General features: G+C 66.3%; 27 protein-coding genes and 1 pseudogene. 16 read left to right on the forward strand and 12 right to left on the reverse strand.

Annotated elements, in window-relative coordinates; genetic code table 11:
* Window positions 1-50 precede the first annotated feature (50 nt).
* From WDLP6_RS06460 to WDLP6_RS06470, 3 genes are read right to left on the reverse strand one after another with little or no spacing between them, the layout of a single operon-like run.
* A complete protein-coding gene (locus WDLP6_RS06460) occupies window positions 51-2,741 on the reverse strand; it encodes a bifunctional acetate--CoA ligase family protein/GNAT family N-acetyltransferase (protein ID WP_162591671.1) in 2,691 nt (896 codons plus the stop codon).
* Window positions 2,742-2,747: 6 nt separating this feature from the next.
* The gene (locus WDLP6_RS06465; RefSeq protein WP_162591672.1) at window positions 2,748-3,674 is read right to left on the reverse strand and encodes a histone deacetylase family protein; all 927 of its coding nucleotides are present in this window, start codon (window positions 3,672-3,674) and stop codon (window positions 2,748-2,750) included.
* Between the two features lie 9 nt (window positions 3,675-3,683).
* On the reverse strand, window positions 3,684-4,127 hold the full coding sequence (locus WDLP6_RS06470) for a universal stress protein (RefSeq protein WP_162591673.1): 444 nt from the start codon (window positions 4,125-4,127) through the stop codon (window positions 3,684-3,686).
* A gap of 105 nt (window positions 4,128-4,232) precedes the next feature.
* On the opposite strand from WDLP6_RS06470, the gene WDLP6_RS06475 reads away from it, so the two are divergent.
* The 9 genes from WDLP6_RS06475 to WDLP6_RS06515 are packed head-to-tail and all read left to right on the forward strand — an operon-like array spanning window position 4,233 to window position 11,922.
* Window positions 4,233-6,551 (forward strand): heavy metal translocating P-type ATPase, encoded by a 2,319-nt coding sequence (locus tag WDLP6_RS06475; RefSeq protein WP_162591674.1) that lies wholly within the window; start codon window positions 4,233-4,235, stop codon window positions 6,549-6,551.
* A gap of 1 nt (window position 6,552) precedes the next feature.
* The gene (gene ccoS, locus WDLP6_RS06480) at window positions 6,553-6,690 is read left to right on the forward strand and encodes a cbb3-type cytochrome oxidase assembly protein CcoS (RefSeq protein WP_162591675.1); all 138 of its coding nucleotides are present in this window, start codon (window positions 6,553-6,555) and stop codon (window positions 6,688-6,690) included.
* A gap of 59 nt (window positions 6,691-6,749) precedes the next feature.
* Complete coding sequence (gene ccoN / locus WDLP6_RS06485; RefSeq protein ID WP_162591676.1) at window positions 6,750-8,189, forward strand: cytochrome-c oxidase, cbb3-type subunit I; 1,440 nt, start codon at window positions 6,750-6,752, stop codon at window positions 8,187-8,189.
* A gap of 9 nt (window positions 8,190-8,198) precedes the next feature.
* Complete coding sequence (gene ccoO / locus WDLP6_RS06490) at window positions 8,199-8,828, forward strand: cytochrome-c oxidase, cbb3-type subunit II (RefSeq protein ID WP_162567057.1); 630 nt, start codon at window positions 8,199-8,201, stop codon at window positions 8,826-8,828.
* An 11-nt stretch (window positions 8,829-8,839) separates the two neighbouring features.
* Complete coding sequence (locus WDLP6_RS06495) at window positions 8,840-8,977, forward strand: cbb3-type cytochrome oxidase subunit 3 (RefSeq protein ID WP_162567058.1); 138 nt, start codon at window positions 8,840-8,842, stop codon at window positions 8,975-8,977.
* A gap of 13 nt (window positions 8,978-8,990) precedes the next feature.
* The gene (ccoP, locus tag WDLP6_RS06500) at window positions 8,991-9,920 is read left to right on the forward strand and encodes a cytochrome-c oxidase, cbb3-type subunit III (protein ID WP_162591677.1); all 930 of its coding nucleotides are present in this window, start codon (window positions 8,991-8,993) and stop codon (window positions 9,918-9,920) included.
* A gap of 24 nt (window positions 9,921-9,944) precedes the next feature.
* On the forward strand, window positions 9,945-11,381 hold the full coding sequence (gene ccoG / locus WDLP6_RS06505) for a cytochrome c oxidase accessory protein CcoG (RefSeq protein ID WP_162591678.1): 1,437 nt from the start codon (window positions 9,945-9,947) through the stop codon (window positions 11,379-11,381).
* 15 nt (window positions 11,382-11,396) lie between these two features.
* Window positions 11,397-11,672 (forward strand): FixH family protein, encoded by a 276-nt coding sequence (locus tag WDLP6_RS06510; protein ID WP_162591679.1) that lies wholly within the window; start codon window positions 11,397-11,399, stop codon window positions 11,670-11,672.
* Window positions 11,673-11,676: 4 nt separating this feature from the next.
* Window positions 11,677-11,922 (forward strand): hypothetical protein, encoded by a 246-nt coding sequence (locus WDLP6_RS06515; protein WP_162591680.1) that lies wholly within the window; start codon window positions 11,677-11,679, stop codon window positions 11,920-11,922.
* Here WDLP6_RS06515 and fnr read toward each other — a convergent pair.
* A complete protein-coding gene (gene fnr, locus WDLP6_RS06520; protein WP_162591681.1) occupies window positions 11,903-12,622 on the reverse strand; it encodes a fumarate/nitrate reduction transcriptional regulator Fnr in 720 nt (239 codons plus the stop codon). The two genes, WDLP6_RS06515 and fnr, sit on opposite strands and share 20 nt — an antisense overlap.
* A 123-nt stretch (window positions 12,623-12,745) precedes the next feature.
* Here fnr and hemN point away from each other — a divergent pair, with 123 nt between their 5' ends.
* Together hemN and WDLP6_RS06530 are read left to right on the forward strand one after the other, a co-directional pair.
* Window positions 12,746-14,164, forward strand: coding sequence for an oxygen-independent coproporphyrinogen III oxidase (hemN, locus tag WDLP6_RS06525; RefSeq protein ID WP_162591682.1), 1,419 nt, complete (start codon window positions 12,746-12,748; stop codon window positions 14,162-14,164).
* Between the two features lie 2 nt (window positions 14,165-14,166).
* A complete protein-coding gene (locus WDLP6_RS06530; RefSeq protein ID WP_162591683.1) occupies window positions 14,167-14,880 on the forward strand; it encodes a sulfite exporter TauE/SafE family protein in 714 nt (237 codons plus the stop codon).
* A 31-nt stretch (window positions 14,881-14,911) separates the two neighbouring features.
* Here WDLP6_RS06530 and WDLP6_RS06535 read toward each other — a convergent pair whose 3' ends face one another.
* A complete protein-coding gene (locus WDLP6_RS06535) occupies window positions 14,912-15,697 on the reverse strand; it encodes a hypothetical protein (RefSeq protein WP_162591684.1) in 786 nt (261 codons plus the stop codon).
* On the opposite strand from WDLP6_RS06535, the gene WDLP6_RS06540 reads away from it, so the two are divergent.
* From WDLP6_RS06540 to WDLP6_RS06555, 4 genes are all read left to right on the forward strand, one after another.
* Window positions 15,687-16,565 (forward strand): Crp/Fnr family transcriptional regulator, encoded by an 879-nt coding sequence (locus WDLP6_RS06540; RefSeq protein ID WP_232076971.1) that lies wholly within the window; start codon window positions 15,687-15,689, stop codon window positions 16,563-16,565. The two genes, WDLP6_RS06535 and WDLP6_RS06540, sit on opposite strands and share 11 nt — an antisense overlap.
* Window positions 16,566-16,675: 110 nt before the next feature.
* Window positions 16,676-17,125 (forward strand): hypothetical protein, encoded by a 450-nt coding sequence (locus WDLP6_RS06545; RefSeq protein ID WP_162591685.1) that lies wholly within the window; start codon window positions 16,676-16,678, stop codon window positions 17,123-17,125.
* Between the two features lie 181 nt (window positions 17,126-17,306).
* Window positions 17,307-17,873, forward strand: a complete 567-nt coding sequence (locus WDLP6_RS06550) for a phosphatase PAP2 family protein (RefSeq protein WP_162591686.1) — start codon at window positions 17,307-17,309, stop codon at window positions 17,871-17,873.
* A gap of 11 nt (window positions 17,874-17,884) precedes the next feature.
* Window positions 17,885-18,493 (forward strand): cytochrome b, encoded by a 609-nt coding sequence (locus WDLP6_RS06555; protein ID WP_162594982.1) that lies wholly within the window; start codon window positions 17,885-17,887, stop codon window positions 18,491-18,493.
* Here the strand turns inward: WDLP6_RS06555 and WDLP6_RS06560 are convergent.
* The 7 genes and pseudogenes from WDLP6_RS06560 to WDLP6_RS06585 form a co-directional block, all read right to left on the reverse strand.
* Complete coding sequence (locus WDLP6_RS06560; protein WP_162591687.1) at window positions 18,450-19,145, reverse strand: VIT1/CCC1 transporter family protein; 696 nt, start codon at window positions 19,143-19,145, stop codon at window positions 18,450-18,452. The genes WDLP6_RS06555 and WDLP6_RS06560 overlap by 44 nt on opposite strands.
* A gap of 137 nt (window positions 19,146-19,282) precedes the next feature.
* A complete protein-coding gene (locus tag WDLP6_RS35480) occupies window positions 19,283-19,681 on the reverse strand; it encodes a GNAT family N-acetyltransferase (RefSeq protein WP_443083398.1) in 399 nt (132 codons plus the stop codon).
* Window positions 19,564-20,301: an acetate--CoA ligase family protein gene (locus WDLP6_RS35485; RefSeq protein WP_443083399.1), complete on the reverse strand. Its 738-nt coding sequence runs from the start codon at window positions 20,299-20,301 to the stop codon at window positions 19,564-19,566. The genes WDLP6_RS35480 and WDLP6_RS35485 overlap by 118 nt, the downstream gene beginning before the upstream one ends.
* Before the next feature lie 167 nt (window positions 20,302-20,468).
* Window positions 20,469-20,831 (reverse strand): annotated as a pseudogene (locus tag WDLP6_RS06570) (FtsX-like permease family protein); the annotation flags it as partial.
* Between the two features lie 18 nt (window positions 20,832-20,849).
* On the reverse strand, window positions 20,850-21,002 hold the full coding sequence (locus WDLP6_RS06575; protein ID WP_162567068.1) for a hypothetical protein: 153 nt from the start codon (window positions 21,000-21,002) through the stop codon (window positions 20,850-20,852).
* A 182-nt stretch (window positions 21,003-21,184) separates the two neighbouring features.
* On the reverse strand, window positions 21,185-21,496 hold the full coding sequence (locus WDLP6_RS06580; protein ID WP_162591688.1) for a hypothetical protein: 312 nt from the start codon (window positions 21,494-21,496) through the stop codon (window positions 21,185-21,187).
* A 22-nt stretch (window positions 21,497-21,518) separates the two neighbouring features.
* Complete coding sequence (locus WDLP6_RS06585) at window positions 21,519-21,659, reverse strand: hypothetical protein (RefSeq protein ID WP_162591689.1); 141 nt, start codon at window positions 21,657-21,659, stop codon at window positions 21,519-21,521.
* A 214-nt stretch (window positions 21,660-21,873) separates the two neighbouring features.
* Between WDLP6_RS06585 and WDLP6_RS06590 the strand changes: the two genes are divergently transcribed.
* Window positions 21,874-23,226 (forward strand): MBL fold metallo-hydrolase RNA specificity domain-containing protein, encoded by a 1,353-nt coding sequence (locus tag WDLP6_RS06590; protein ID WP_162591690.1) that lies wholly within the window; start codon window positions 21,874-21,876, stop codon window positions 23,224-23,226.
* The last annotated feature ends 21 nt before the right edge of the window (window positions 23,227-23,247 follow it).

A 23,247-nucleotide genomic window follows, 5' to 3' on the forward strand; every position in this document is an offset into this window, starting at 1 on the left:
GATCGCCCGCAAGCCTCGGGATCCTCGGCGCTCCGGCGCCGAGGCGCTGTTCACAACGCCAGGGTCACCAGCCTGAAGTCGGGGTCTTCGGCAAAGCGCTTGACCGAGAAGCCCAGCTTCTTCATGAGCCTGAGCATGCCGGCATTGCCCGTGAGCACCAGGCCGTCGAGCTCGGTCAGGCCTTTCTCGCGCGCCGCGTCGATGATGCTTTCCATCAGGCGCGATCCGATGCCCTTGCCGTTGAAGTCGTCGGCCACGAGCAACGAGAACTCGGCGCTCGACCGGTCGGGGTTGGTGATGTAGCGCGACACGCCGACGATGCGCTCGGTCTCGGCGATCGTACCGTCGGCGGCCGCGTTGCGCTCCTTGAAGACCGCCACCAGCGCCATTTCCAGGTCATAGTCGATCAGCGCGAAGCGCGACAGCATGGTCGGCGGCAATTCGCTGAACCACGAGACGAAGCGGAAGTAGCGGCTCTGCGGGGAAAGGTGCTGCACCAGATCCTGCAGCATTTGCGCGTCGTCCGGATGCAGGGCGCGCACGGTGTAGGCGCCGCCTCCGCGCATCGGCCATGTCCGTTCGTAGCGGGCCGGATAGGGCAGGATGGACAGGTGGTGGTAGTTGCTCGCCCGGCCGATGGTGGCCTGCGGCGCAGGGTCGATCGCGATGCGCGCGTCGACCGCCACCGCGCCCGATGCATCGACGATCACGGGATTGATGTCCATCTCGCGCAGCTCGGGCAATTCGCACACCATTTCCGAGACGCGCAGCAATACCTGCTCCAGCGCACCCATGTCCACCGAGCCGGCGCCCCGCCACTCGCCGAGCGTCTCGGCCACACGCGAACGCCCGATCAGGTGGTGTGCCAGGAATTGGTTGAGCGGCGGCAGTTCCATGGCGCGGTCGCCGATGAGCTCGATCATGGTGCCGCCGGCGCCGAACACGATGACCGGCCCGAAAGGATCATCGGTCACGAGCCCGATATGAATCTCGCGTCCGCGCCGGGCTCGCGCCATCTTCTGGACCGTCACGCCGTTGATGCGTGCATCGGGGAGCAGGCGCGTCACCCGTTCCACCAGGTCGCGGTAGGTGTCGCGCGCGCCGGCACCGTTCATGACGTTGAGCGCCACGCCCTCGACGTCGGATTTGTGGCTGATGTCGGGCGAATCGATCTTGAGCGCGACCGGAAAGCCCAGTTGCGCGGCGATCATCACCGCTTCGTTGGCGCTGCGGGCGAGCAGGGTCTTGGTGATCGGAATATGAAATGACGACAGCAGCGTCTTGGACTCCATCTCGGTCAGCACGGTGCGGCGTTCCGCGAGCACGCTCTCGATCACCAGCCGCGCACCCTCGATGTCGGGCGTTGTCAGTGCGGACAGCGGCGCCGGGATCTGCCGCAGCAGCTGCTGGTTCAGATAGAAGGCCGCGATGTTGCCGAAGGCGCCGACCGCCGCCTCAGGCGTGCGGAAGCTCGGGACGGCCGCCTCGTGAAGGATCCCGCGCGCTTCTCCCACCGAGGCATCGCCCATCCAGCAGGACAACAGAGGCTTGCTGAGGGAGAGCTTGGCATCGACCAGCGCGCGCGCGGCCGCGCACGCGTTGGTGCGGGCTTTCGGCGAATAGATGGCGAGCACGCCGTCGACTTGGGCGTCCTTTCCCGCCGCTTCGATCGCCGCCTGGTAGTGCGCCGGCGTGGCCTCTTCGGACAGGTCGATCAGATCGAGCAGCGAAGCGGAGGGCGGCAGCAGCGGCGCGAGCGCAGCCACGGAGGCTGTCGAGAGCCGGCCCAGCTGCAGGCCGATTTCATTGATCCAGTCGGCCGCCAGCACACCCGGTCCGCCGCCGTTGGTGATGATCGCCAGCCGGCGGCCGACCGGCCGGTAGCGCGAGGCCAGGCATTTGGCTGCCGAGAACAGCTCGACGAACGAACGAACGCGCACCGCACCGGCGCGGCGCAGGGCGGCGTCGAACACTTCGTCGCTGCCGACACTGGCGCCGCTGTGGGTCTGCGCGGCCTCGTTGCCGGCCGGCTTGCGTCCGGCCTTGAGCACCACCACCGGCTTGGCATTGGCGGCCGAACGCAGCGCGCTCATGAAGTGGCGCGCGCTGCCTATTCCCTCGACATAGACAATGATGCTTTGGGTCTGGGCATCGTGGGCCAGGAAGTCCAGCACCTGGCCGATGTCCACCGAGGTGTGGCGTCCAAGCGAAACGACCGAGGAAAAGCCCACGGCGTTCTTGCTTGCCCAGTCCAGCATGGACGCGGTCAATGCACCCGATTGCGACACCAGCGCCAGAGACCCGGTCCTGGCCAGCGGCCCGGCCACGCTGGCATTGAGCTGCAGATGCGGACGCTGGAAGCCCAGGCAGTTGGGGCCCAGCAGGTGCATGTTTTCGCGCCGGGCGATCTTCTTGAGGTCGGCCGCCAGCTCGGCGTCGACCCTGCTGGAGATCAGCAGCACCGATCGGCAGGCGATGCGTCCGGCCACTTCGAGCGCCGCAGCAATGTCCTTCGGCGGCAGCGCGATGATGGCCAGGTCGGCGCGCGCCTGCGACAGCTCCTCCAGCGTGCCGCTGGTGTGGATGTCCAGGAACTGCAACGTGCCGCTGAAGCGCTGGGCGCGCAAGGCCTCGTGCAGCACCGCGGCCTGTGCTGTCTGGCCTTCGGGATCGTCAGCGCGGCCGGCAAAGACGACGATGGACTCGGGCGAAAGAAGGCGGGCGAGATAGTGTCGGTCCATGGGCCTTTAGTCTGCACCCATCAGCACTTTTACGTGCGCGGCGGTGCTGCGTGCCAGGGCGCTCAGCGCGTAGCCGCCCTCGAGGCAGGAGATGACGCGCCCGCGGCAATGGCGCCGCGCAATCTCCATGATGCGCTGCGTGACCCACGTGTAGTCCGCCTCGACCAGGCCGAGGTTGCCCATGTCGTCCTCGCGGTGGCCGTCGAAGCCGGCCGAGATGTAGACGATCTCGGGGCCGAAGGCCTCGAGGGCGGGAAGCCATCGGCTCGTGACGGCGGCACGGAACGCGTCGCTTCCCGATCGCGCGGGCAGACCGACGTTGACCATGTTCGGCGCGTCGCCATCTTCTCCCGAGAACGGATAGAGACCGATTTCGAAGGTCGAGCACATGAGCACGCGTTCGTCGTCGCGCAGGATATCCTCGCTGCCGTTGCCGTGGTGGACGTCGAAGTCGATCAGCGCCACGCGCTGCAGACCGTGAACGTCGAGCGCATGGCGGATGCCGACCGCGACGTTGTTGAAGAAGCAGAAACCCATCGCCGCGGCGCGTTCCGCATGGTGGCCGGGCGGGCGCACGCAGCAGAACGCGGCGTCCGCCTTGCCGCCCAGCACCAGGTCGGTGGCCAGCACCGCGGCGCCGGCCGCGCGCAGGGCGGCCATGAGGGTGTGCGAATTCATGCAGGTGTCAGGATCCACCTGAACATGGCCTTCGATGGGCGTCGCCGCGATCAGCTCGTGCACGTAGCGAAGCGAATGGGCGCGGCCGAGCTGTTCCTGCGTCGCCAGCGGCGCGTCGTACGCAACCATGTAGTCCAGCAATCCCTTGATCAGCAGATGATCATGGATCGACGCCAAGCGCTCGGGCGCCTCCGGATGGTCGGCACCCATCTCGTGGCGGGCGCAGTCCGCGTGGGTGATGTAGGCGGTCGGCAAGGGTGACTGCTAGCGCAACACCAGCACGGGCAAGGCGGAATGCGTGAGCACGTGCTGGGTCTCGCTGCCCAGCAACAGCCGCTTGAGTCCCTTGCGGCCATGCGATGCCATCACGATGAGATCGCTGCGGTGCTTCCCGGCGGCGGCGATGATCGACTCGGCCACCCGGTCGGAGCTGACCATGGCGGTCTTGACCTTGACACCGCCAGCCCTGGCGCGCTCACCGATGGCCGCGAGCGCGGCCTGCGCCCGCTCGGCCCATTGCTTCTCGATGCGGCCGACGTCCTCGGGCGCAAAGGTCATGGCGCCGTCCAGGTAGCTCTGGGGGTACTTCGGCACCACGGTGAAGGCGACCAGCTCGGCGCCATGCTGCGCGGCCAGGGCGATGGCGCTCGTGACGGCTTTCTTTGAAAGAGGGGAGCCGTCGGTGGCGACCAGGATGCGATTGAACATGGTGCGGAATCTCCGGAGGTTGAAGGCCTCAGCTTAGAGCCGCGTGCACCGGGCGGTTTGACGAGGATCAAGCTTGCGTGCTCCGATGGCCGCTAGCCTTGATCCATGCAAGCGACGCTGCCCCTCGTTCCACCGGCTTTCTCCGCGCCGGCCGAATCGCGCAAGGAACAATGGCTCCTGGACGATCCCGCCGAATGGCCCGTGTTCGGACGCTGCCTCCAAGGCGAGAACCAGACGGGGTTGTGGGAATCGCAGGTGCTGGTCGAAGGCATGCACTGCGCCGCGTGCGCGTTGGCGATCGAGGTCGCACTGACACGCGTGCCGGGTGTGCAGGCGGCCGAGGTCAACGCGGCCAGCCGGCGCGCGCGCATCGTGTGGTCGGCGGCAGTCGTCAAGCCATCGCGATGGTTCGATGCAGTCGGCGCCGCTGGCTACGGGCTGGTGCCCGCCGGCGACCTGCTCGCTTGCGCGCGCCGGCGCAAGCTCGCGCGCCAGGCCCTTTGGCGCTGGCTGGTTGCCGGCTTCTGCATGATGCAGGTGATGATGTACGCCTACCCGGCCTACATCGCGCGGCCCGGCGACATGACGCCGGACGTGGCGCAGCTGTTGCGCTGGGCGTCGTGGATGTTGACGCTGCCGGTGCTGCTGTTCTCGTGCGCGCCGTTCTTCCGCAGCGCCTGGCGGGATCTGCGCCTGCGCCGCATCGGGATGGATCTGCCGGTCGCGCTCGGCATCGCGATCACCTTCGCGGTCAGCACCGCCGCCACTTTCGATCCCGGTGGTGTCCTCGGGCACGAGGTGTATTTCGATTCGCTGACGATGTTCGTCTTCTTCCTGCTCACGGGGCGCTGGATGGAGACCCGGCTGCGCGATCGCACGGCGGGCGCGCTCGATGCGCTGATCCATCGCCTGCCGGAGACCATCGAGCGCCTGGATTCCGATGGCCGCTTCGTGCGCGTCGCGTTGCGGCGGCTCGTGCCCGGTGACGTGCTTCGCGTGTTGCCGGGCGAAGCCTTTCCGGCCGACGGCACCGTGCTCGCGGGCGACACGTCGGTCGACGAAGCGCTGCTCACCGGCGAGTCGCGACCCGTGCCGCGTCCGTGCGGGGCGCGCGTGTTGGCGGGCAGCCACAACCTGGGCGCGGCGGTCCAGGTGCGCGTGGAATCGCTGGGCTCGGACACCCGATACGCCGGCATCGTCGCGCTGATGGAGAACGCTGCGCTGCAAAAGCCGCGCCTGGCACGGCTGGCCGATCGTGTGGCCAAGCCCTTTCTCGTCATGGTGGTGGCGTCGGCCGTGGCGGCGGCGGCCATCTGGTGGCATTCCGACCCGGGCAAGGCCGTGATGGTGGCGGTGGCCGTGCTCATCGTGACCTGTCCGTGCGCGCTCTCGCTCGCGACGCCGGCGGCGATGCTGGCGAGCGCCGGCGCCTTGGCCCGCGACGGCGTGCTGGTGCGCAACCTGCAGGGACTGGAAGCACTGGCCTCGGTGGACACCGTGGTCTTCGACAAGACCGGCACCCTGACGCGCGATACACCCCGCATCGACCGTGCCTACACCCGCCGGGGCGTGCGTCCCGGCGACGCACTCGGCATGGCGGCTGCGCTCGGCGCGCGATCCCTTCACCCGGCGGCGCGCGCGCTGGTGAATGCGTGGAACGCGCAGTTCCGCTTGCCCCCTCCGTGGGATGTGGTTCAGCTGACCGAATACGCGGGCTCTGGCCTTGAGGGCCGGCTGCGCTGGGACGCAGGCGCAGACGACGCGACGCGCCGCGTGCGGATGGGCTCGCCGGCCTTTTGCGGCGTTGCGCCGCTGCAGACCGGAATGACCCAGGTTCACCTCTGCGACGACCAGGGGTGGCTGGCGAGTTTCATGCTCGCGGAGGACTTGCGCGAGGACGCCGCGGCCACGGTCGCGGCGATCGAAGCACAGGGCCTGAGGGTGCGCCTGCTGTCCGGCGATCGGGACGCCGCTGCGAAGGGCATCGGCGCCCGCGCAGGCATCGCGATCGCCCAGGGCGGCTGCACTCCGGAAGACAAGCTGCGCCTGCTGAAAGACTTGCAGTCGACGGGTCGGCACGTCGCCATGGTCGGCGACGGCCTCAACGATGGTCCGGTACTCGCGCAGGCTCACGCATCGTTCGCGATGGGGCGGGGCGTGCCGCTGGCGCAGGCAAAGGCCGATTTCATCGTCCTGGGCGACTCGCTGGCCGCCATCCCGAAGGCCGTCGCGCAGGCGCGCCGTACCTTGCGCATCGTGAAGCAGAACCTCTGGTGGGCCGCAGGCTACAACGCGCTGTGCGTGCCCCTGGCGGTGGCGGGCTGGCTGCCGGCATGGCTGGCCGGCCTGGGGATGGCGGCGAGTTCGCTGGTGGTCGTGGCCAATGCCGCACGGCTGGCCAAGGCACCGGCTGGAGACCGCTGACATGGACATCCTCTTTCTTCTCGTTCCCTTCTCGGTGGGGCTGGTCCTGGTCATCGTCGCAGCGCTCTGGTGGGCCGTCGACCGTGGCCAGTTCGAGGACGTCGAACAGGAAGGCGAGCGCATTCTTCACGGCGATTGATCTGCGTCAAGTTCGCGCCTGCGACGTGGAAAGACACTGACGCCGTCCCAGGATCGATCATGCAATCCAACCCTTCTTCCTCACAGACTTACAGCGACACGGTGATCCGGCAGTTCGCGCTCATGGCCGTCGTCTGGGGCGTGGTCGGCATGCTGGTCGGCGTGGTCATCGCGTCGCAGCTCGCCTGGCCCGACCTGATCTCGGGCATCCCCTGGCTCAGCTACGGCCGGCTGCGCCCGCTGCATACCAATGCCGTGATCTTCGCCTTCGGCGGCTGCGCATTGATGGCGACCAGCTTCCACGTCGTGCAGCGCACCTGCCAGGTTCGCCTGTTCGCACCGAAGCTGGCGTCCTTCGTCTTCTGGGGCTGGCAGGCGGTGATCGTCGCGGCCGCCATCACCCTGCCGATGGGATTCACGCGCAGCAAGGAATACGCCGAACTCGAATGGCCGCTCACGATCGCGATCGCCGTCATCTGGGTCGCCTATGCGATCGTGTTCTTCGGCACCATCGCCCGGCGGCGCGTGCGCCACATCTACGTGGCCAACTGGTTCTACGGCGCCTTCATCATCGCGGTGGCGCTGCTGCACATCGTCAACGGCGCCTCGATGCCGGCGGGCTGGATGAAGAGCTACTCGGTCTACGCCGGCGTGCAGGACGCGATGGTGCAGTGGTGGTACGGCCACAACGCGGTCGGCTTCTTCCTGACCGCGGGCTTCCTCGGGATGATGTACTACTACATCCCGAAGCAGGCCGAGCGGCCGGTCTATTCGTACCGCCTGTCGATCGTTCACTTCTGGGCGCTGATCTTCACCTACATGTGGGCCGGCCCGCACCATCTGCACTACACGGCGCTGCCCGACTGGACCCAGTCCCTCGGCATGGTGTTCTCGCTGATCCTGCTGGCGCCCAGCTGGGGCGGAATGATCAATGGCGTGATGACGCTGTCGGGCGCCTGGTACAAGTTGCGCACCGACCCGATCCTGCGCTTCCTGATCGTCGCGCTGTCCTTCTACGGCATGGCCACCTTCGAGGGGCCGATGATGTCGATCAAGACGGTCAACGCCTTGAGCCACTACACCGACTGGGGCATCGCGCACGTGCATGCCGGCGCGCTTGGCTGGGTCGGCTTCATCTCGATGGGATCGCTCTATTACCTGATCCCGCGGATGTATGGGCGCACCTCGATGTACAGCGTCAAGGCGATCGAAGTTCACTTCTGGACCGCGACGATCGGCGTCGTGCTCTACATCGCCGCCATGTGGATCGCCGGCGTGATGCAGGGCCTGATGTGGCGCTCGATCAATCCCGACGGCACGCTGACCTACACCTTCGTCGAAAGCGTCAAGGCCACCTATCCGTTCTACGTGGTGCGCCTGATCGGCGGACTGATGTACCTCGGCGGCATGCTCGTCATGGCGTGGAACGTCTGGATGACGGCCATCAGCGGTGCATCGGCGCGCGCCACCATTCCCCCGTTGCCACTGGCTCGCGCCTGAGGATCGTTCATGTCATCGAATTCCGCACCCGGGACCGGCTTCACCCACGAGAAAGTGGAGACGAACAATTTCCTGATGATCGTGCTCATCCTGCTGGTGGTCGCCATCGGCGGCGCCGTGGAGATCGTTCCGCTGTTCTTCCAGAAATCGACCACCGAGCCGATCGCCGGACTGAAGCCCTACACCGCGCTGCAACTCGCCGGCCGGGACATCTACCAGCGCGAGGGTTGCTACAACTGCCATTCGCAGATGATCCGGCCCTTCCGTTCGGAGACCCTGCGCTATGGCCACTACTCGGTGGCCGGCGAGTTCGCCTACGACCACCCGTTCCAGTGGGGCAGCAAGCGCACCGGCCCCGACCTGCAGCGCGTCGGCGGCAAGTACAGCGACGAGTGGCATCGGATCCACCTGATCAATCCGCGCGACCTGGTGCCCGAATCGAACATGCCGGCCTACGCGTGGCTCGAGAAGTCCAAGGTCGACGCCGAGGTCATGCCGGCGCACATGCGCGCATTGCGGCGCGTCGGCGTCCCCTACACGGACCAGGAGATCGCTTCGGCCTCGAAGGATGTCGCGGGCAAGACCGAGCTGGAGGCGGTGGTCGCCTACCTTCAATCGCTGGGCCTGTCGCTCAAGTAAGGAACAAGCTCATGGATATCACCACCCTGCGCGTCGCGGCCACAGTGGCCTGCTTCGTCGTGTTCATCGGCATCCTGGTCTGGACCTTCTCGCGCCGCAATACGCGGCGCTTCGAGGAAGCGGCACGGCTTCCGTTCGAGCAAGACTAGGCGGAGCGCTTCGATGAACGACTTCATCAACGTCTTCTGGGCCAACTACGTGGCCGGTGCGGCCGTCCTCAGCATCCTGGCGTGCGCCCTGCTGTTGTGGCTCACCGCGCGCAAGAAGGTGGTGGCGAACGACGACAACACGACCGGCCACGTATGGGACGAGGACCTGCGCGAGGCCAACAATCCGCTGCCGATGTGGTGGGTCGGATTGTTCGTGATCACCATCGTCTTCGGATTGGCCTACCTGGCCTTCTTTCCCGGCCTGGGCAGCTTCGGCGGCAGACTCGGCTGGAGCGCGGCCGGACAGTACCAGAGCGAGGTCGCCGACGCAGACAAGGCGCTGGCACCGATCTATGCAGCCTTCACGGCCATGCCGGTGGAGCAGATCGCCGGGGACCCGAAAGGCATGGCCATCGGCGAGCGTCTGTTCATGAACAACTGCGCACAGTGTCACGGCTCGGATGCGCGCGGCAGCAAGGGCTTCCCGAACCTGACGGACAAGGACTGGCTGTACGGCGGGACGCCCGACAAGATCATCGAGACCATCACCCATGGTCGGACGGGCAACATGCCGCCGATGGCCGCGGCCGTCGGCTCGCCCGAGGATGTCAAGAATCTTGCCCAGTACGTGCTGAGCCTTTCCGGCAACTCGACCGATTCGGTTCGAGCCGGCCTGGGCAAATCGCATTTCACTGTTTGCGCGGCCTGCCACGGTATGGGCGGCGTGGGCAGCCAGGACATCGGCGCCCCGCGCCTGAACGACAACATCTGGCTGCACGGCTTTGGACAGGAAGCGATCGTCGAGATGATCAACAACGGCAAGCACAACGTCATGCCGGCGCAGGAGGGACGGCTCACCGAGGCGCAGATCAAGGTGGTTGCATCGTATGTGTGGGGCCTGTCGAACACGCCTGCGCCGAAGCCTGCGCTTCCTGGCAACTGATCGGCTCGCCTGCGAATGCCCCGCATGACACGGCCAGCCGCTTCCCCCAAGGTGATTCCCATCGCGCCGGTGGCAGCAGATGCCGGCAGCGGCCGCCTTTACGAGTCGTCCAGGAAGATCTACCCGCGCAACGTGCAGGGGCGGTTCACGCGCTGGCGCTGGGCGATGGTTTTCGCGACGCAGCTGTTCTTCTATCTGATGCCGTGGCTGCAATGGGGCGGCCGGCAGATCCTGTTGTTCGATCTCGCGGCACGCCGCTTCTACATCTTCGGTCTGGTCCTCTATCCGCAGGACCTGATCTATCTGTCGGGGCTGCTGGTGCTGAGCGCGCTTTCGCTGTTCCTGTTCACTGCGGTGGCGGGGCGGCTCTGGTGCGGTTTTGCCTGTCCGCAGACGGTCTACACCGAGATCTTCATGTGGGTGGAGCAGAAGATCGAGGGCAACCGGATCGCGCGCATGCGCCTGGACGGCGAGGCCTTCTCTGCGGAGAAGCTGGTCAAGAAATGGTTCAAGCATGTGGTCTGGCTGGGCATTGCGATGTGGACCGGCTTCACCTTCGTGGGCTACTTCACGCCGATCCGCGAGCTGGGTCTCGCGTTCCTGCAGACACGCATGGGATCGTGGGAGGTGTTCTGGGTGTTCTTCTACGGTCTTGCGACCTACGGCAACGCCGGCTTCATGCGCGAGCAGGTGTGCAAGTACATGTGCCCCTATGCGCGATTCCAGAGCGCGATGTTCGACGCCGACACCCTGATCGTGAGCTATGACGCAGCTCGTGGCGAGCCGCGCGGCGTGCACGCCAAGGGACAGGATGCACGGGCGCTGGGCCTGGGCGACTGCATCGATTGCGGGCTGTGCGTGCAGGTCTGCCCGGTCGGGATCGACATCCGCCAGGGCCTGCAGTACGAGTGCATCGGCTGCGGGCTGTGCGTGGACGCGTGCAACACGGTGATGGATCGCATGGCGCAGCCGCACGGACTCATCCGCTACGCCACCGAGAACGGCATGAAGAAGGGTTGGACGGCGGCCCAGGTACTGCGCCGCGTTCTCCGTCCCCGGGTACTGGTCTATGGCTTCGTGCTGCTGGCCCTGGCCATCGGTCTTCTTGCGAGCCTGGTGGTGCGCATGCCCCTGAAGGTCGATGTCGTGCGCGACCGGGGCTCGCTCGCGCGCCTCGTCGAAGGCGGCCGCCTCGAGAACGTCTATCGGCTGCAGATCATGAACGCGACCGAGAGGCCGCAGGTCTACCGGATCGCGGCCGAGGGCGGGCTGCAGGGGCTCGCGGTGGCCTCGGACGACAGGGTCAAGGTCGACGCGGCGCAATCGCGCTGGGTGGCGGTGCGGTTGCAGATCCCCGCGGACCGGGCGCCGGTCGGCTCGCACACGGTCTATTTCGATGTGCGAACGGCCGATGGCAGCGCGCATGTGTCCGAAAAAGCCGTATTTCTGGTTCCACGTTAAGCTCCGGAGGACAGCATGTCATCGATCGAGAAGCCACCCATTCGCCCCCAAGGCTGGTGGAAATATCCGCTGGTATGGCTTGTGATAGGTCTGCCGGCCGCAGTCGTGGTGGCCAGCCTCGCATCGGCTTGGCTGGCGGTGCATACGACAGACTCGGTGGTCGACGAGGACTACTACCAGAAGGGCGTCGACATCAATCGCGCGCTGGCTGCGAGGACGATGGTTCCCGCCGAGACGGGGCGCAACCATGCCGTGACGCCGGCAGGCGTCCTGCCGGCGCGGAGGCCTTGAAGCGATGAGCCCGCAACGCTGGATGTGTGTGTTGTGGCCGGCCTTCCTGATGGCCTGCGTCTGCGAGGTCGTGGTGTTCGCACTGTGGGACCCGGGCGAACTCTACTGGCGCAGCGGCAGTGCCGACTTCACGCGGCAGACGCTCTATGCGGGCGGATTCTTCCTCTTCTGGCTGCTCGGCATCGGATCGAGCGCGCTGACGATCTGGCTCGCGCAGCCGCCGGCCGATTTCAATCGCCAGCGCGATTGAAGACTCGCTGGAGCGCATCGGCATCGACGATGCGCAGATGGCGCTGGCGAACCTGCAGGATGCCGTCGTCCATGAACTTCGACAGGGTGCGGCTCACGGTCTCGAGCTTCAGGCCGAGGTAGCTGCCGATCTCCTCGCGCGTCATGCGAAGCACCAGCTCCGACTCCGAGAATCCGCGCGCGTGCAGCCGCCGCACCAGATTCAGCAGGAAGGCGGCGAGCCGTTCTTCCGCACGCATGCTTCCCAGCAGCAGCATCACGCCGTGCTCGCGCACGATCTCGCGGCTCATGATCTGGTGCACGTGGCGCTGCAGCGCGCTCACTTCGCGCGAAAGCGCCTCGATCCGCTCGAAGGGCATGACGCAGACTTCGGCGTCCTCCAGCGCCACGGCGTCGCAGGTGTGCCGGTCGTTCACGATGCCGTCCAGGCCGATGATCTCGCCGGCCATCTGGAAGCCGGTGACCTGATCCCGCCCGTCCTCGGTCGTGATGCGGGTCTTGAACACGCCCGTGCGGATCGCATAGAGCGACGTGAACTTCTCGCCGGCGCGAAACAATGCCTCGCGGCGCCGCACCTTGCGACGCTTGGCAACGATGTCGTCGATGCGCTGCAGTTCGGCGGGCTCCAGGCCCACCGGCATGCAGAGCGTCCGCAGGTTGCAGTTCGAACAGGCAACCCTGATGTTGTCGGTGGTGGTCATGATGAGGTCCGTTCGTTTGCGCGATTCTGGGTCGCGCAAACGAACGGAGGATTGACGTGCGTCAAGGCCCGCAAGGCGGAACGGCGGCACATTGGCACATTCCAATCGTCAGGTCGCTTCGCGATGTCCTCGAACCCCGCCATATTTCGCGCCGCAGCGGTCCGGCCGCTGGTTTCTCCTGCTGTCCTGCAGCGCTTCGACATCGCGGGTCCGCGCTATACCTCCTATCCCACGGCAGATCGCTTCGTGGATGCCTTCGGTGCCGCGGACTACGCGCAGGCCCTGCGACAGCGGCGCAGCGCCGGCGCGCACGCGCTGTCGCTCTCCCTGTACGTGCACATCCCCTTTTGCGAGTCTCTCTGCTACTACTGTGCGTGCAACAAGATCGTCACGCGGCATCACGATCGCGCGCGCCAGTACCTGGACGGCTTGACACGCGAGGCGCAGCTGCAGGCCGCTCAGCTCGGTCGCGGGGCCCTCGTCAGCCAGTTGCACCTGGGCGGCGGCACGCCCACCTTCCTGTGCGATGCCGAGCTCGACAGGCTCATGGACGTGTTGCGCAACGCATTCACGTTCATGCCGGACCGCGAACAGTCGATCGAGATCGACCCCCGCACCGTGGATGCCGAACGCCTGGCGCACCTGGCGGAACTGGGCTTCAACCGCTTGAGTTTCGGTGTGCAGGACTTCGATCCGGACGTGCAGCAAGCGGTTCACCGGATGCAGCCCGCGGCTCAGGTCTTCGAGTTGATGGCTGCTGCGCGCGCATTGCGCTTCGCATCGATCAACGTCGATCTCATCCTTGGCCTGCCCCTGCAGACAGCCGTCTCGTTCGATCGCACGCTGGAACGGATCCAGGAACTGCGCCCCGACCGCGTCGCGCTGTACGCCTATGCGCACCTGCCGGACCGCTTCAAGCCGCAGCGTCGCATCGACGTGAACGACCTGCCCGCGCCTGCGGTCAGGATGCAGATGCTGTCGCGCGCGATCGATGCACTGACGGCGGCAGGCTATGTCTACATCGGCATGGACCATTTCGCGCTGCCCGACGACACTCTGGCCGTGGCCAAGCGCCAGGGCCGGCTGCATCGCAACTTCCAGGGCTACAGCACGCAGCCCGACTGCGACCTCGTCGCCCTCGGCATGTCGGCCATCGGGCGCATCGGCGCCACCTACAGCCAGAACGCCAGGACGTTGGCCGAGTACTACGACCATCTGAACCAGGGCCGGCTCCCCGTCGTGCGCGGACTGGCGCTGACGCGCGACGACCTGATCCGACGCTCGGTCATCATGGCCCTGATGTGCCAGGGCCGGGTGGACTTCGAGGCGATGAGCATGGCCCACCTGTTCGACTTCCGCGACTACTTCGCGCCGGAGTTCGCGGCGCTCGGGCCGCTGGTGGCGCAGGGGCTTGTCAATCTGACCGATCACGACATCGAGGTCACGTCGACGGGCTGGTACTTCGTGCGTGCCGTCGCGATGGTGTTCGACCGCTACCTCCAGGCGGATCGGAACCGGGGCCGGTTCTCGCGCATCGTCTGAGCATGCAGACCTCTCTGGCCAGCGCTGCGCTGCTGATGGGACTGGTGGGCGGTCCGCATTGCGTGGCGATGTGCGGTGCGGGATGTGCCGGCGTGATTCGCCTGGTGCGTGCGGGCGCTCCGGCCGCCGTGGCCGACGCCGCGCCGGCGCGGCGCGGCGCGGTGCGAACCGCTGCCTTTCACCTGGGCCGGATCGCGAGCTATGCCGTTGCCGGTGCGGCGGTGGCGACGGCGACCCAGGGACTGGCGTTTGCAAGCGCGCAGGTGGCCGCCTTGCGGCCGCTGTGGATCATGTTTCATGCCTGCGTGCTGGCATGGGGCGCGCTGCTCATGCTGCACGGGCGGCAACCACTCTGGGCCCATCGCATCGGCCGGACAGTGGGTGGCCGCCTGCAGCCGTTGACCGCTTCGACCGCGGGTGTGCTCGCGACAGGCGCACTGTGGGTCTTGATGCCCTGCGGCCTGCTGTACTCCGCATTGCTGGTCGCCAGCCTCGCCGATACGGCATGGCAAGGAGCTGTCACCATGGCCCTGTTTGCGCTGGGCGGCGCCATCTCGCTGATTGCGGCGCCGTGGCTTTGGCAGCGCTTGCGCTGGCATGTCGGCCGTCTGCGCGTCGACTGGGCGAACCGGCTTGCCGGTCTGGTTCTGTCCATCATCGCGGCGCAAGCATTGCGGATGGACATCACCCAACAGCTGGACATCTATTGCCGTTAGCGCTGTGACGCATGACGCGCCGCAAGGGGAGCTAGCGATTGGTCATCGCGTCGAGCAGCATCGCCTGCAGCACGAAGTGGCGGTTCTCGCAACGCTCCGCCTCTTCGATCGGCCCGGACGGCGCTTCGAATGCCCAGTGCTCTGCATCGCTGGCATCGATCGTGAATGCCTCGTCGTTGGCTGCATACCGCGCGAACTCGACGAAACGCAGGTCGAAACCCAGCAGCCTGGCAGCCCTGACGAAATCCTCGCCGCGCGGCGTGCGCGGATTGCCGAGGAACGAGATGGCGTTGCCGGCAACGCCGCGCGGACAACGCTCGCTGATGCACAACAGGTCCGCCAGAATCCGAAACGGGTGTTCGTCGCTTTCGAGGCCATGGTAGACCGGAATGCCGGCGTGGCGCTCGATCTCCAGGGCGACGGCGCTTGAGATCGGCCCGCAATCGACGGCGTCGTAGAGCCGGCCAAGCATCTGGCAGATGTCCCTGAGCTTCGGGTCGCCGGATTCGAGGGGATCGCCAAGCCGCACGTGGGAAATGCGAGCGCCGAGTTCTGCCCCCGCGCGGTGCAGTTCGGAGGTTTCGGTTGTTGGCGCCTCGGTTCGCAGCAGCGCCAGGTTCTTGCCCGACAAGGGGCGGAGCGTCCCACCTGCGCGCGACGCCGCCTTCAGCCGCTGCGCCATGTCGACGATCCGGCGCACTTCGGCGCTCGAAGCGCCAGGAGACGGCCAGGTGCTGCGAGCGTTGACGGGATGCAGGGCAATTGGGGGCACGCGGAGAAGGCTACGCCTGGCGTTCAGCCAATTCTTGATCAACATCAACGCCAGCGCATGGACCACAGCACTCACGCAAAAGACACAAGCCATTCACGCACCGTTACGCGAACGCGCACTGCATTGGCGGTCCTGTTGCACGTGCTGCCTAAGCTTCAATCCATCAAATCAGGAGCGAACGATGGAACAAGCGACCCCCGCGGCGAAGACAGGCCAACCCGCACAGAATCGCATTGCCGCGATGCTGCAATTGCTCCAGGACACGATGTCCATTCAGAAGCGGATCGTCCACGCAGGCGACTCGGTCTACCAGGTGGGTCAGCCGTTCCAGTGCCTGTATGTCGTCAGCACAGGCTTCTTCAAGATGGTCAATCTCTCGGACGACGGCCGCGAACAGGTCGTGGGTCTTCATTTCCGCGGCGACTGGCTGGGCCTGGACGGTATTGCCAATGGCCGGTACGGTTGCGACGCGGTGGCCATGGACACCGGCGAAGTCTGGAGCATCCGCTACGACGCGCTGCTCGAGGCCGGCGCCCGCACGCCGGCACTGCTGACCGCATTCCACGAGACGATGAGCCGTGAGCTTGCGCGGGACCGCGACTCGATGCAGTCGCTGTGCACCTTGCCCGCCGATGCGCGCGTTGCCGGCTTTCTGCGCTATTGGGCCGATGCGCTGGCCCAGCGCGGCTTGCGCACCGATCAGATCACGCTGCGCATGACCCGCGCCGAAATCGGCAACTATCTGGGCATGACCCTGGAGACCGTGAGTCGCTCTCTGTCGCGCCTCGCTCGCGTCGACGCGATCCGGTTTTGCGAGAAGGGCAGGCGTGACATCCATATCCCGGAACTCGGCGCCTTGACGGCCTTCATGCAGCGCAGCACCGCGTCGCTGGGCGCCGCGGCCGTTCATTGAGCAGGCGACGGCGCCGCGGGCAATCGGCGATGTGCCTGATCGGCGCAAACGCTGACCAACCTGACTGGCACGTTCAGGCTTCGGCGCCCACGGGCGAATAAACTTGCGCGATGTTGACCCGGCGGGTTCGTCATCTCGTTGCGACGCATGGTGCGTGGTGGTGCCTTGCGGGCATTGTTCTGGCTGCACTGCAGCCGTTCCTCTTCACGCATTTTCGTCAGGACGGCTGGGAGGACGAGGCCAAGTTTTGCGTTCGCAATGTGAGCGCCATGGCATTGTTCGAGCCGGACGATCGCAGCGATCACAAGAATGAATTCGAAACAACGTTGTACGTCCCCGCCAGCGCCCATACCGATGTACCGGACGCATTCCAGCACGGCCTGGCTGCGCTGATGGCGCTGGTGCTGTCGCTGCTTCCATTCAGGGTGGCGCTGGTTCAGCCGGTAGAGCCGGCGCAGCGCATCCTGCGCGAGATCGTGCCTCACACCAGCGGCGCCCCGCCGCCCACTGCGCTCTGGCTGAGCCACCCGCCGAAGACCGCGCCTCCCCGGTCGACCTGACGAACGACGTCGCTGGACGTCGAGCGCCCTTTGCGCGCGCGCAAAGGGCTTTCTCGTTGGTGTCGAAAGGTCATATCTTGAACTCAATTCGGAAGCGCTTACATCTCCGCCGGCTGGGTCGCATCTCGAAGCCGCCTCGCCCATCGGTCCGCCCGGTCGCGTTCATTGCAAGGACGTTGCCATGAGCACGCTGAACATAGCGCTGGAGCAATGGATGGCCGCGGGCGACGAGCCCACGCCGTGGGTCTTGCTTGTCGGGTGTGTGTTTGCCTTATGGGGCGGCTGGTTCTGTGCGGCCATCGTCGGCTGGGCCGCATGGCGTCGGCCCGAGGAACGCGCCTACATCCTCGGCCTGATGGTGGCGGCGGGAGTGGCTTCGCTGCTCTCGCACGGATTGGCGTCCTACCTCCATCTGCCGCGGCCCTTCATGCTCGATCTGGCGCCCGCCTACATCGTGCACAGCGGGCGCGGATCGCTGCCCAGCACGCACGCGACTGTCATGTTCACGATCGCGCTGGCTTTCCTTCTGAGAGCAGGGCTGCGAAACATGGGCGTTCCCCTGCTGCTGCTGGCGACCCTCACCGGGTGGGCGCGAATCTACGTCGGGGTCCACTTCCCTCGGGACATCCTCGCCGGTTTGCTGCTTGCGGTGCTGGTGGTGGGCGTCTTCGTCGCTCTGCAGGGATTCGGGCCGCGTTGCCTCGCGGACTTCGCGGGTGGGGGGCTGCACCGGCCCTCGCAACAGTGAAGGAAGACGAAATGGACCATCGGTCGTATGCACGGTACGGAACCGTCGCGCAGGCGCTTCATTGGGCCACGGCGATCCTCGTCCTGGTTGCGTTCATCTACGGGCCCGGGGGATCCGAGCAGCGCGTGTACGCTGCGGCCGGCGATTTTGACCGGCGACTCCATGAGACTCTCGGACTGTGCGTGCTGACGCTGGCCGTGCTGCGCGTGCTGTGGCGCATGGTCGACTCCCGCCCGGAACTTCCACAAGGTCCGCGCTGGATGGGCGTCGTCGCGAAGGCCGTTCAGGGGGCGCTGTACCTGCTCCTTTTCGCGCTCCCGCTCACTGCAATCGCCGGCGCCTGGCTCGAAGGCCATCCCCTGACATTTCTCCCGGGCCTGGACGTTCCGTCACCGCTCGCGGTTTCGCACAGTGCGGGCGCGACCATCGCCAAGATCCACACCTGGCTCGGCGATGCGATCCTGTGGCTCGCGGGATTTCACGCGCTCGCCGGCATCTACCATCACATCGTCCTCAAGGACGGCGTTCTCGCTTCCATGTTGCCGCGCTGGGCCGGTTCGAGACCAGCGAACCGAGTCATCCAACGGGTGCACCGAACAGGTGGCCGACCCCCGCGGTAGCGCCCATTGCAAGCGCGCCCCAAAAAGCAACTCGCCAGGCACCCACGAGAACACCTGCTCCGCCCGCACGGGCGGCGAGGGCGCCCAGCACTGCGAGGAAGGCCATCGAAGTGCCCGCGGCCCAGACCATCAGACCACGTTCGGGTGCCAGCATCGCGATGACCAGCGGCAACGCGGCGCCCACCGCGAAGCTGGCGGCCGAGGCCAGGGCGGCCTGCACGGGATTCGCCCCGAGATCCGGGGAGATCCCGAGCTCGTCACGTGCATGGGCACCGAGGGCGTCGTGGTTCATCAGCTCGACAGCCACTTGCCGCGCCAGAGCAGGCTCGAGGCCTCGCTTGACGTAGATGGCGGTCAATTCGCGCTGCTCCGCGGCAGGGTCCGTATCGAGTTCCGTGCGCTCGCGGGCCAGGTCCGCTCGTTCGGTATCGGTCTGCGAATAGACCGAAACATATTCGCCCGCGGCCATCGACATGGCGCCGGCCACGAGACCTGCAACACCGGTTATCACGACAGTCGCATGGCTCGCACCGGCCGCCGCGACGCCGACGACGAGACTGGCCGTCGAAACGATGCCATCGTTGGCGCCGAGCACTGCGGCGCGCAGCCAGCCGATCCGATGATTGCGGTGACGTTCCGAGTGGCGGGGCATGCCTCAAGCTTAGACGATGCCAAGATGGACTTGTCCTCCGCCGCCCAAATATGCAGACGTGATGAGCACCGCGATGTTCTGTGCTGCAACACTCGATGCACAGACCGCCCCGGCTGCAATGGACTGCTTCCCCGGCTTCACACCGACGAACACGACGGCCTCGTTGACGCCCGCAGTTCCAGGACCATCCGCCGCAGGCCCGACGCGGGTGGCTCTGTCGGATCGGCCTTGAGGCCCATCCCGGTCGAGAGTTTCAGCATGCGGCGGTTCTCGCGCAGCACGAAGCCGATCAGCCGTTGGATGCCGCGGCTGCGTGCGTGCTCGATCAGGCATTCGAACAGCAGCCGGCCCAGCCCCCGGCCCTTGAGGTCGGAGCGCACGATGATCGCAAACTCGGCTTCCACGTTGTCGGGGTCGCTCACCGTGCGCGCCACGCCCGGCGTCTCGGCCTGGCCCTGCGCATCGGTCGCCTCGGCAATGAAGGCCATGTAGTGCGCGGGGTAGGGCAGGATGGTAAAGCGTTCGGCGCCGGCCATTCGCGTGCGTGCGCACCGTTCTCGTCGACCACCTCGACCGCGGTGCCGCCCTGGCCGCAAAGGATCGCCGGGCCGAACACGATGTCGATGCCGGCGCCGACAATGAGTTCCTGCGCATGGGGCCGGTGCACCGTGGGCTGCACGGTGAAGCCGTCGATTCGTGCCAGCGGCCTGGCGGTTCGCACCGCATCGAGCATCTCGCGCGCGGCACGGGTCAGCGCAACTTCATTGTCGAGCCCGAGCCGCGCGTCACTCACGTCCGACTTGTGGGTGATGTCGCGCGACAGGACCTTGAGTGCCACTGGATAGCCGAGCCCGCGCGCGGCTTCGGCAGCCGCCTCGGACAGCGGCGCGACGGCCAGCGTGGATATCTGCCGGTGTTGAACGCGGTCATCGCCGTCTTCGATGCCCGGCGTAATCTCCCCGACAGCAGGGCTCGCGTGCGGACGGCATTGACGGCCTTCTACCAGGCGCTCGAAGACGATGGTGCGTTGTATGTCGCTGCACAGTAAGCAACGGATGGATGCCTCACCTGCAACGGCATCAAGCGTGCCAAAGTGGAACAATCCTCCAACCACCTGGAAGCCATGCGCCTCGTGCGGAAGACCCGTGAACCTCATCTCGAGGATGCTCTTTGGGGTGCGATCCTCAAAATTGGCAGGCGACCACCGATCGCGACTGTCTCATGCTGGCGACGAAGTAATCGGCTGAAGCCCTGGGTGAAACGTCGCGTCGCAGAGCCTGCTGCGTTGCCCGCGGCGCGAGGCAGGTCTGCCATGGCGACGTCTCAGCCTCTGAAGATGTCGAAGGGCTCGATCGTCAACACCCGGCGCACGCCGGACCAGCTCGAGATCGCGGCGATGACCAGGACCATGGCGAAGGCCAGGCTCGGGTTCCAGAACATCACGATGGCGGCGTAGCCGGACAACTCGGCGCGCGCGATGGTGATCGTCAACGTCACGAGGCCGGTGCCCAGGCCGAAGCCTGTCAATGCGGTGAAGGTGGCCGTGAAGAGGATCATGTAGACAAGCTCGCGTCGCTTGGCTCCGATCGCCTTGAGCGCGCCGAACTTTTCGAGGTTCTCCAGGATGAAGCTGTAGAAGGTCTGACCCCATATCGACAGCCCTACCGGGAAACTGATGACCGTCATGGAAGTGCAGGTCCGAACCTACTTCGTCCCGTGAGGCGTACAGGACTGGCACGCGGGGGCGGCCACTTCGACCGATTCGGCCATTCCGGCGACCACGAGCACTGCGGTCGCTCCCGCGGTGGCCAGCACGAACGCCAGCACCTGAAGAATCCCCGTCTTGGTGATCGTCATGTCAACTCCTGCGTGATGGACTGGGGCGGGTCGGTCGGTCGGTCGGCCGACCCGCCGGGAGGGATGCTTCGACTGTAGTGATCGGCATTCGATGCGACTTGCGCTGGATCAGGGCGCCGGCATTTGTCCGATCGGCCTGGCACAGCGTGGCGCGCATCTGGCATCCGTGCTCTCGAAGATGCTCATTCGTACAGACTGCGGCGCGCTGGCTTGGCGCCGGGCCATGGAACCCGGCGCACGGTATCGCAATGCGGCTCATCTCCGGTGGGCGTCAGCCATTTGCGGTTCAATGCCCTGAGTCCGCGCGGTGTGATCTCGAAAACCGTGGCGGAATCCTGGCGCAGGCAGTCGTCGCAATCGAAGTGGGGCGCGGGAATCAGTGCCTTGACGTGCCCGGCTGCATCGAGCCTTCGGAGTTTTTCGATCTCGTCGCGGCTCGCGATCGGTGAGGGAAGTCTCGCGTTCGCAAGCCTGTGCAGCAGTTCCATGGGCATTCGGCACCTCCTTCGATCGCTTTCAGTCCTGCGTGACCCATATCACCAGCGCTCGCAGTCCGAGCCAAAGCAGCGTGAGCGCGGTGGCCAGCGACGCGACGACGATGCGCAGGACGGCGCCGCGGTGCGATCTCCGGACGGCGATTCGATGATCCGCGTTCATGTGATTTTTTCCTCTGATCAATGAATCGTGCGCTGTCCCCGGGTCGCGGGCTTTGACGCGCATCAAGCTTTCATGCACACGGGCGACCTGCGCAGGCGCCCCAAGCGATCGAGGCGACGGATGCTCGAGCGGGCCTCCGCAAACGGCTGCCTTGATGGAGGTCAAGGTGCCGCCGCGCGCCGGTGCCACGCTTCATCCGACAAGGAGAACAGCGATGCGCATCCAATTCCTCGGCGCCACCGGTACCGTCACCGGGTCCAAGTATTTGCTGGAGCACGATGGCCGGCGGCTGCTGGTCGACTGCGGACTTTTCCAGGGTCTGAAGCAGCATCGCCTGCGCAATTGGGAGCCGCTCCCCGTCGATGCCGCACGCATCGACGCCGTGCTGCTGACCCATGCCCACATGGACCACAGCGGCTATGTGCCGCGCCTCGTCAAGCTCGGCTTCGAGGGAAGGGTGTACTGCACGTCTGCCACGCGCGACCTGTGCAGGCTGCTGCTGCCTGATTCCGGCCGGCTGCAGGAGGAGGAGGCCGATTTTGCGAACCGTCACGGACACTCGAAGCACAAGCCGGCACTCCCGCTCTATACCGAGGAGGAGGCTCGCATTGCATTGAAGCGCTTCGAGACCGTTCCCTTCGAAAAGGAGATCTCGATCTGGCCCGGTTGGTCATGGCGTCTCGGTCGCGCGGGCCATATTCTCGGCGCCTGCAGTCCCCGCATCGATTGGGGTGGCGGCAGCATTCTTTTCTCGGGGGACCTTGGCCGCAACGACGACTTGATGATGCGCCCGCCGGAAGCGCCCGCACCTGCGGACTACGTGGTGGTGGAGTCCACCTACGGCAACCGGCGGCATCGCGAGGCCGATACGCTCGGCGCGCTTGCCGAGATCATCAACCGCACTGCCGCGCGCAATGGCGTGCTGGTGGTGCCGGCGTTCGCCGTCGGACGCGCGCAGACGCTTCTGCATTGCATCCGGCTGCTCAAGCAGGCGCGTCGCATTCCGGAGATGCCGGTCTATCTGAACAGCCCGATGGCCGCCGATGTAACCCGGCTCCTGCGCAGCCACCTCGACGAACATCGCCTGACCGAAGAGCAATGCGCTGCTCTGAGTCAGGAAGTCACCATCGTCAACACCATCGAGGAGTCGAAGCGCCTCAACGCGCTGACGGGTCCGTCGATCATCGTGTCCGCCAGCGGCATGGCCACCGGCGGGCGCGTGCTCCATCACCTCAAGGCCTATGCGCCGGATGCCAGGAATACGATCCTGTTCACGGGCTTCCAGGCCGCCGGCACCCGCGGCGCGGCGATGCTGGACGGCGCCGAAGCGGTCAAGATCCATGGTGCCTATGTGCCCCTTCGCGCCGAGGTGGCCCACCTCGATACGCTGTCGGCGCATGCGGACCGCGAACAGTTGCTGGCCTGGATCGGCGCGCAGCCGGCGCCGCGCCGGGTATTCGTCACGCACGGGGAGCCGGTGGCGGCCGACGCCTTGCGGCTGGCCATCGAGGAGCGCCATCCGTGGCCCTGCACGGTGCCGGACTATCGGGATTCGCGCGAACTCTGAGGGTGCCTGCCCATGCCCATG

It is taken from the genome of Variovorax sp. PBL-E5, assembly GCF_901827185.1.
GTDB lineage: Bacteria > Pseudomonadota > Gammaproteobacteria > Burkholderiales > Burkholderiaceae_C > Variovorax.

What these genes read in the sequence shown, in the direction of transcription:
- WDLP6_RS06460 (WP_162591671.1), bottom strand. Translation starts at nt 2,741, where the DNA reads ATGGACCGACACTATCTCGCCCGCCTTCTTTCGCCCGAGTCCATCGTC.
- WDLP6_RS06470 (WP_162591673.1), bottom strand. Translation starts at nt 4,127, where the DNA reads ATGTTCAATCGCATCCTGGTCGCCACCGACGGCTCCCCTCTTTCAAAG.
- WDLP6_RS06475 (WP_162591674.1), top strand. Translation starts at nt 4,233, where the DNA reads ATGCAAGCGACGCTGCCCCTCGTTCCACCGGCTTTCTCCGCGCCGGCC.
- ccoS (WP_162591675.1), top strand. Translation starts at nt 6,553, where the DNA reads ATGGACATCCTCTTTCTTCTCGTTCCCTTCTCGGTGGGGCTGGTCCTG.
- ccoN (WP_162591676.1), top strand. Translation starts at nt 6,750, where the DNA reads ATGCAATCCAACCCTTCTTCCTCACAGACTTACAGCGACACGGTGATC.
- ccoO (WP_162567057.1), top strand. Translation starts at nt 8,199, where the DNA reads ATGTCATCGAATTCCGCACCCGGGACCGGCTTCACCCACGAGAAAGTG.
- WDLP6_RS06495 (WP_162567058.1), top strand. Translation starts at nt 8,840, where the DNA reads ATGGATATCACCACCCTGCGCGTCGCGGCCACAGTGGCCTGCTTCGTC.
- ccoP (WP_162591677.1), top strand. Translation starts at nt 8,991, where the DNA reads ATGAACGACTTCATCAACGTCTTCTGGGCCAACTACGTGGCCGGTGCG.
- ccoG (WP_162591678.1), top strand. Translation starts at nt 9,945, where the DNA reads ATGACACGGCCAGCCGCTTCCCCCAAGGTGATTCCCATCGCGCCGGTG.
- WDLP6_RS06510 (WP_162591679.1), top strand. Translation starts at nt 11,397, where the DNA reads ATGTCATCGATCGAGAAGCCACCCATTCGCCCCCAAGGCTGGTGGAAA.
- WDLP6_RS06515 (WP_162591680.1), top strand. Translation starts at nt 11,677, where the DNA reads ATGAGCCCGCAACGCTGGATGTGTGTGTTGTGGCCGGCCTTCCTGATG.
- fnr (WP_162591681.1), bottom strand. Translation starts at nt 12,622, where the DNA reads ATGACCACCACCGACAACATCAGGGTTGCCTGTTCGAACTGCAACCTG.
- hemN (WP_162591682.1), top strand. Translation starts at nt 12,746, where the DNA reads ATGTCCTCGAACCCCGCCATATTTCGCGCCGCAGCGGTCCGGCCGCTG.
- WDLP6_RS06530 (WP_162591683.1), top strand. Translation starts at nt 14,167, where the DNA reads ATGCAGACCTCTCTGGCCAGCGCTGCGCTGCTGATGGGACTGGTGGGC.
- WDLP6_RS06535 (WP_162591684.1), bottom strand. Translation starts at nt 15,697, where the DNA reads ATGTTGATCAAGAATTGGCTGAACGCCAGGCGTAGCCTTCTCCGCGTG.
- WDLP6_RS06545 (WP_162591685.1), top strand. Translation starts at nt 16,676, where the DNA reads ATGTTGACCCGGCGGGTTCGTCATCTCGTTGCGACGCATGGTGCGTGG.
- WDLP6_RS06550 (WP_162591686.1), top strand. Translation starts at nt 17,307, where the DNA reads ATGAGCACGCTGAACATAGCGCTGGAGCAATGGATGGCCGCGGGCGAC.
- WDLP6_RS06555 (WP_162594982.1), top strand. Translation starts at nt 17,885, where the DNA reads ATGGACCATCGGTCGTATGCACGGTACGGAACCGTCGCGCAGGCGCTT.
- WDLP6_RS06560 (WP_162591687.1), bottom strand. Translation starts at nt 19,145, where the DNA reads ATGCCCCGCCACTCGGAACGTCACCGCAATCATCGGATCGGCTGGCTG.
- WDLP6_RS35480 (WP_443083398.1), bottom strand. Translation starts at nt 19,681, where the DNA reads ATGGCCGGCGCCGAACGCTTTACCATCCTGCCCTACCCCGCGCACTAC.
- WDLP6_RS35485 (WP_443083399.1), bottom strand. Translation starts at nt 20,301, where the DNA reads ATGAGGTTCACGGGTCTTCCGCACGAGGCGCATGGCTTCCAGGTGGTT.
- WDLP6_RS06575 (WP_162567068.1), bottom strand. Translation starts at nt 21,002, where the DNA reads ATGACGATCACCAAGACGGGGATTCTTCAGGTGCTGGCGTTCGTGCTG.
- WDLP6_RS06580 (WP_162591688.1), bottom strand. Translation starts at nt 21,496, where the DNA reads ATGCCCATGGAACTGCTGCACAGGCTTGCGAACGCGAGACTTCCCTCA.
- WDLP6_RS06585 (WP_162591689.1), bottom strand. Translation starts at nt 21,659, where the DNA reads ATGAACGCGGATCATCGAATCGCCGTCCGGAGATCGCACCGCGGCGCC.
- WDLP6_RS06590 (WP_162591690.1), top strand. Translation starts at nt 21,874, where the DNA reads ATGCGCATCCAATTCCTCGGCGCCACCGGTACCGTCACCGGGTCCAAG.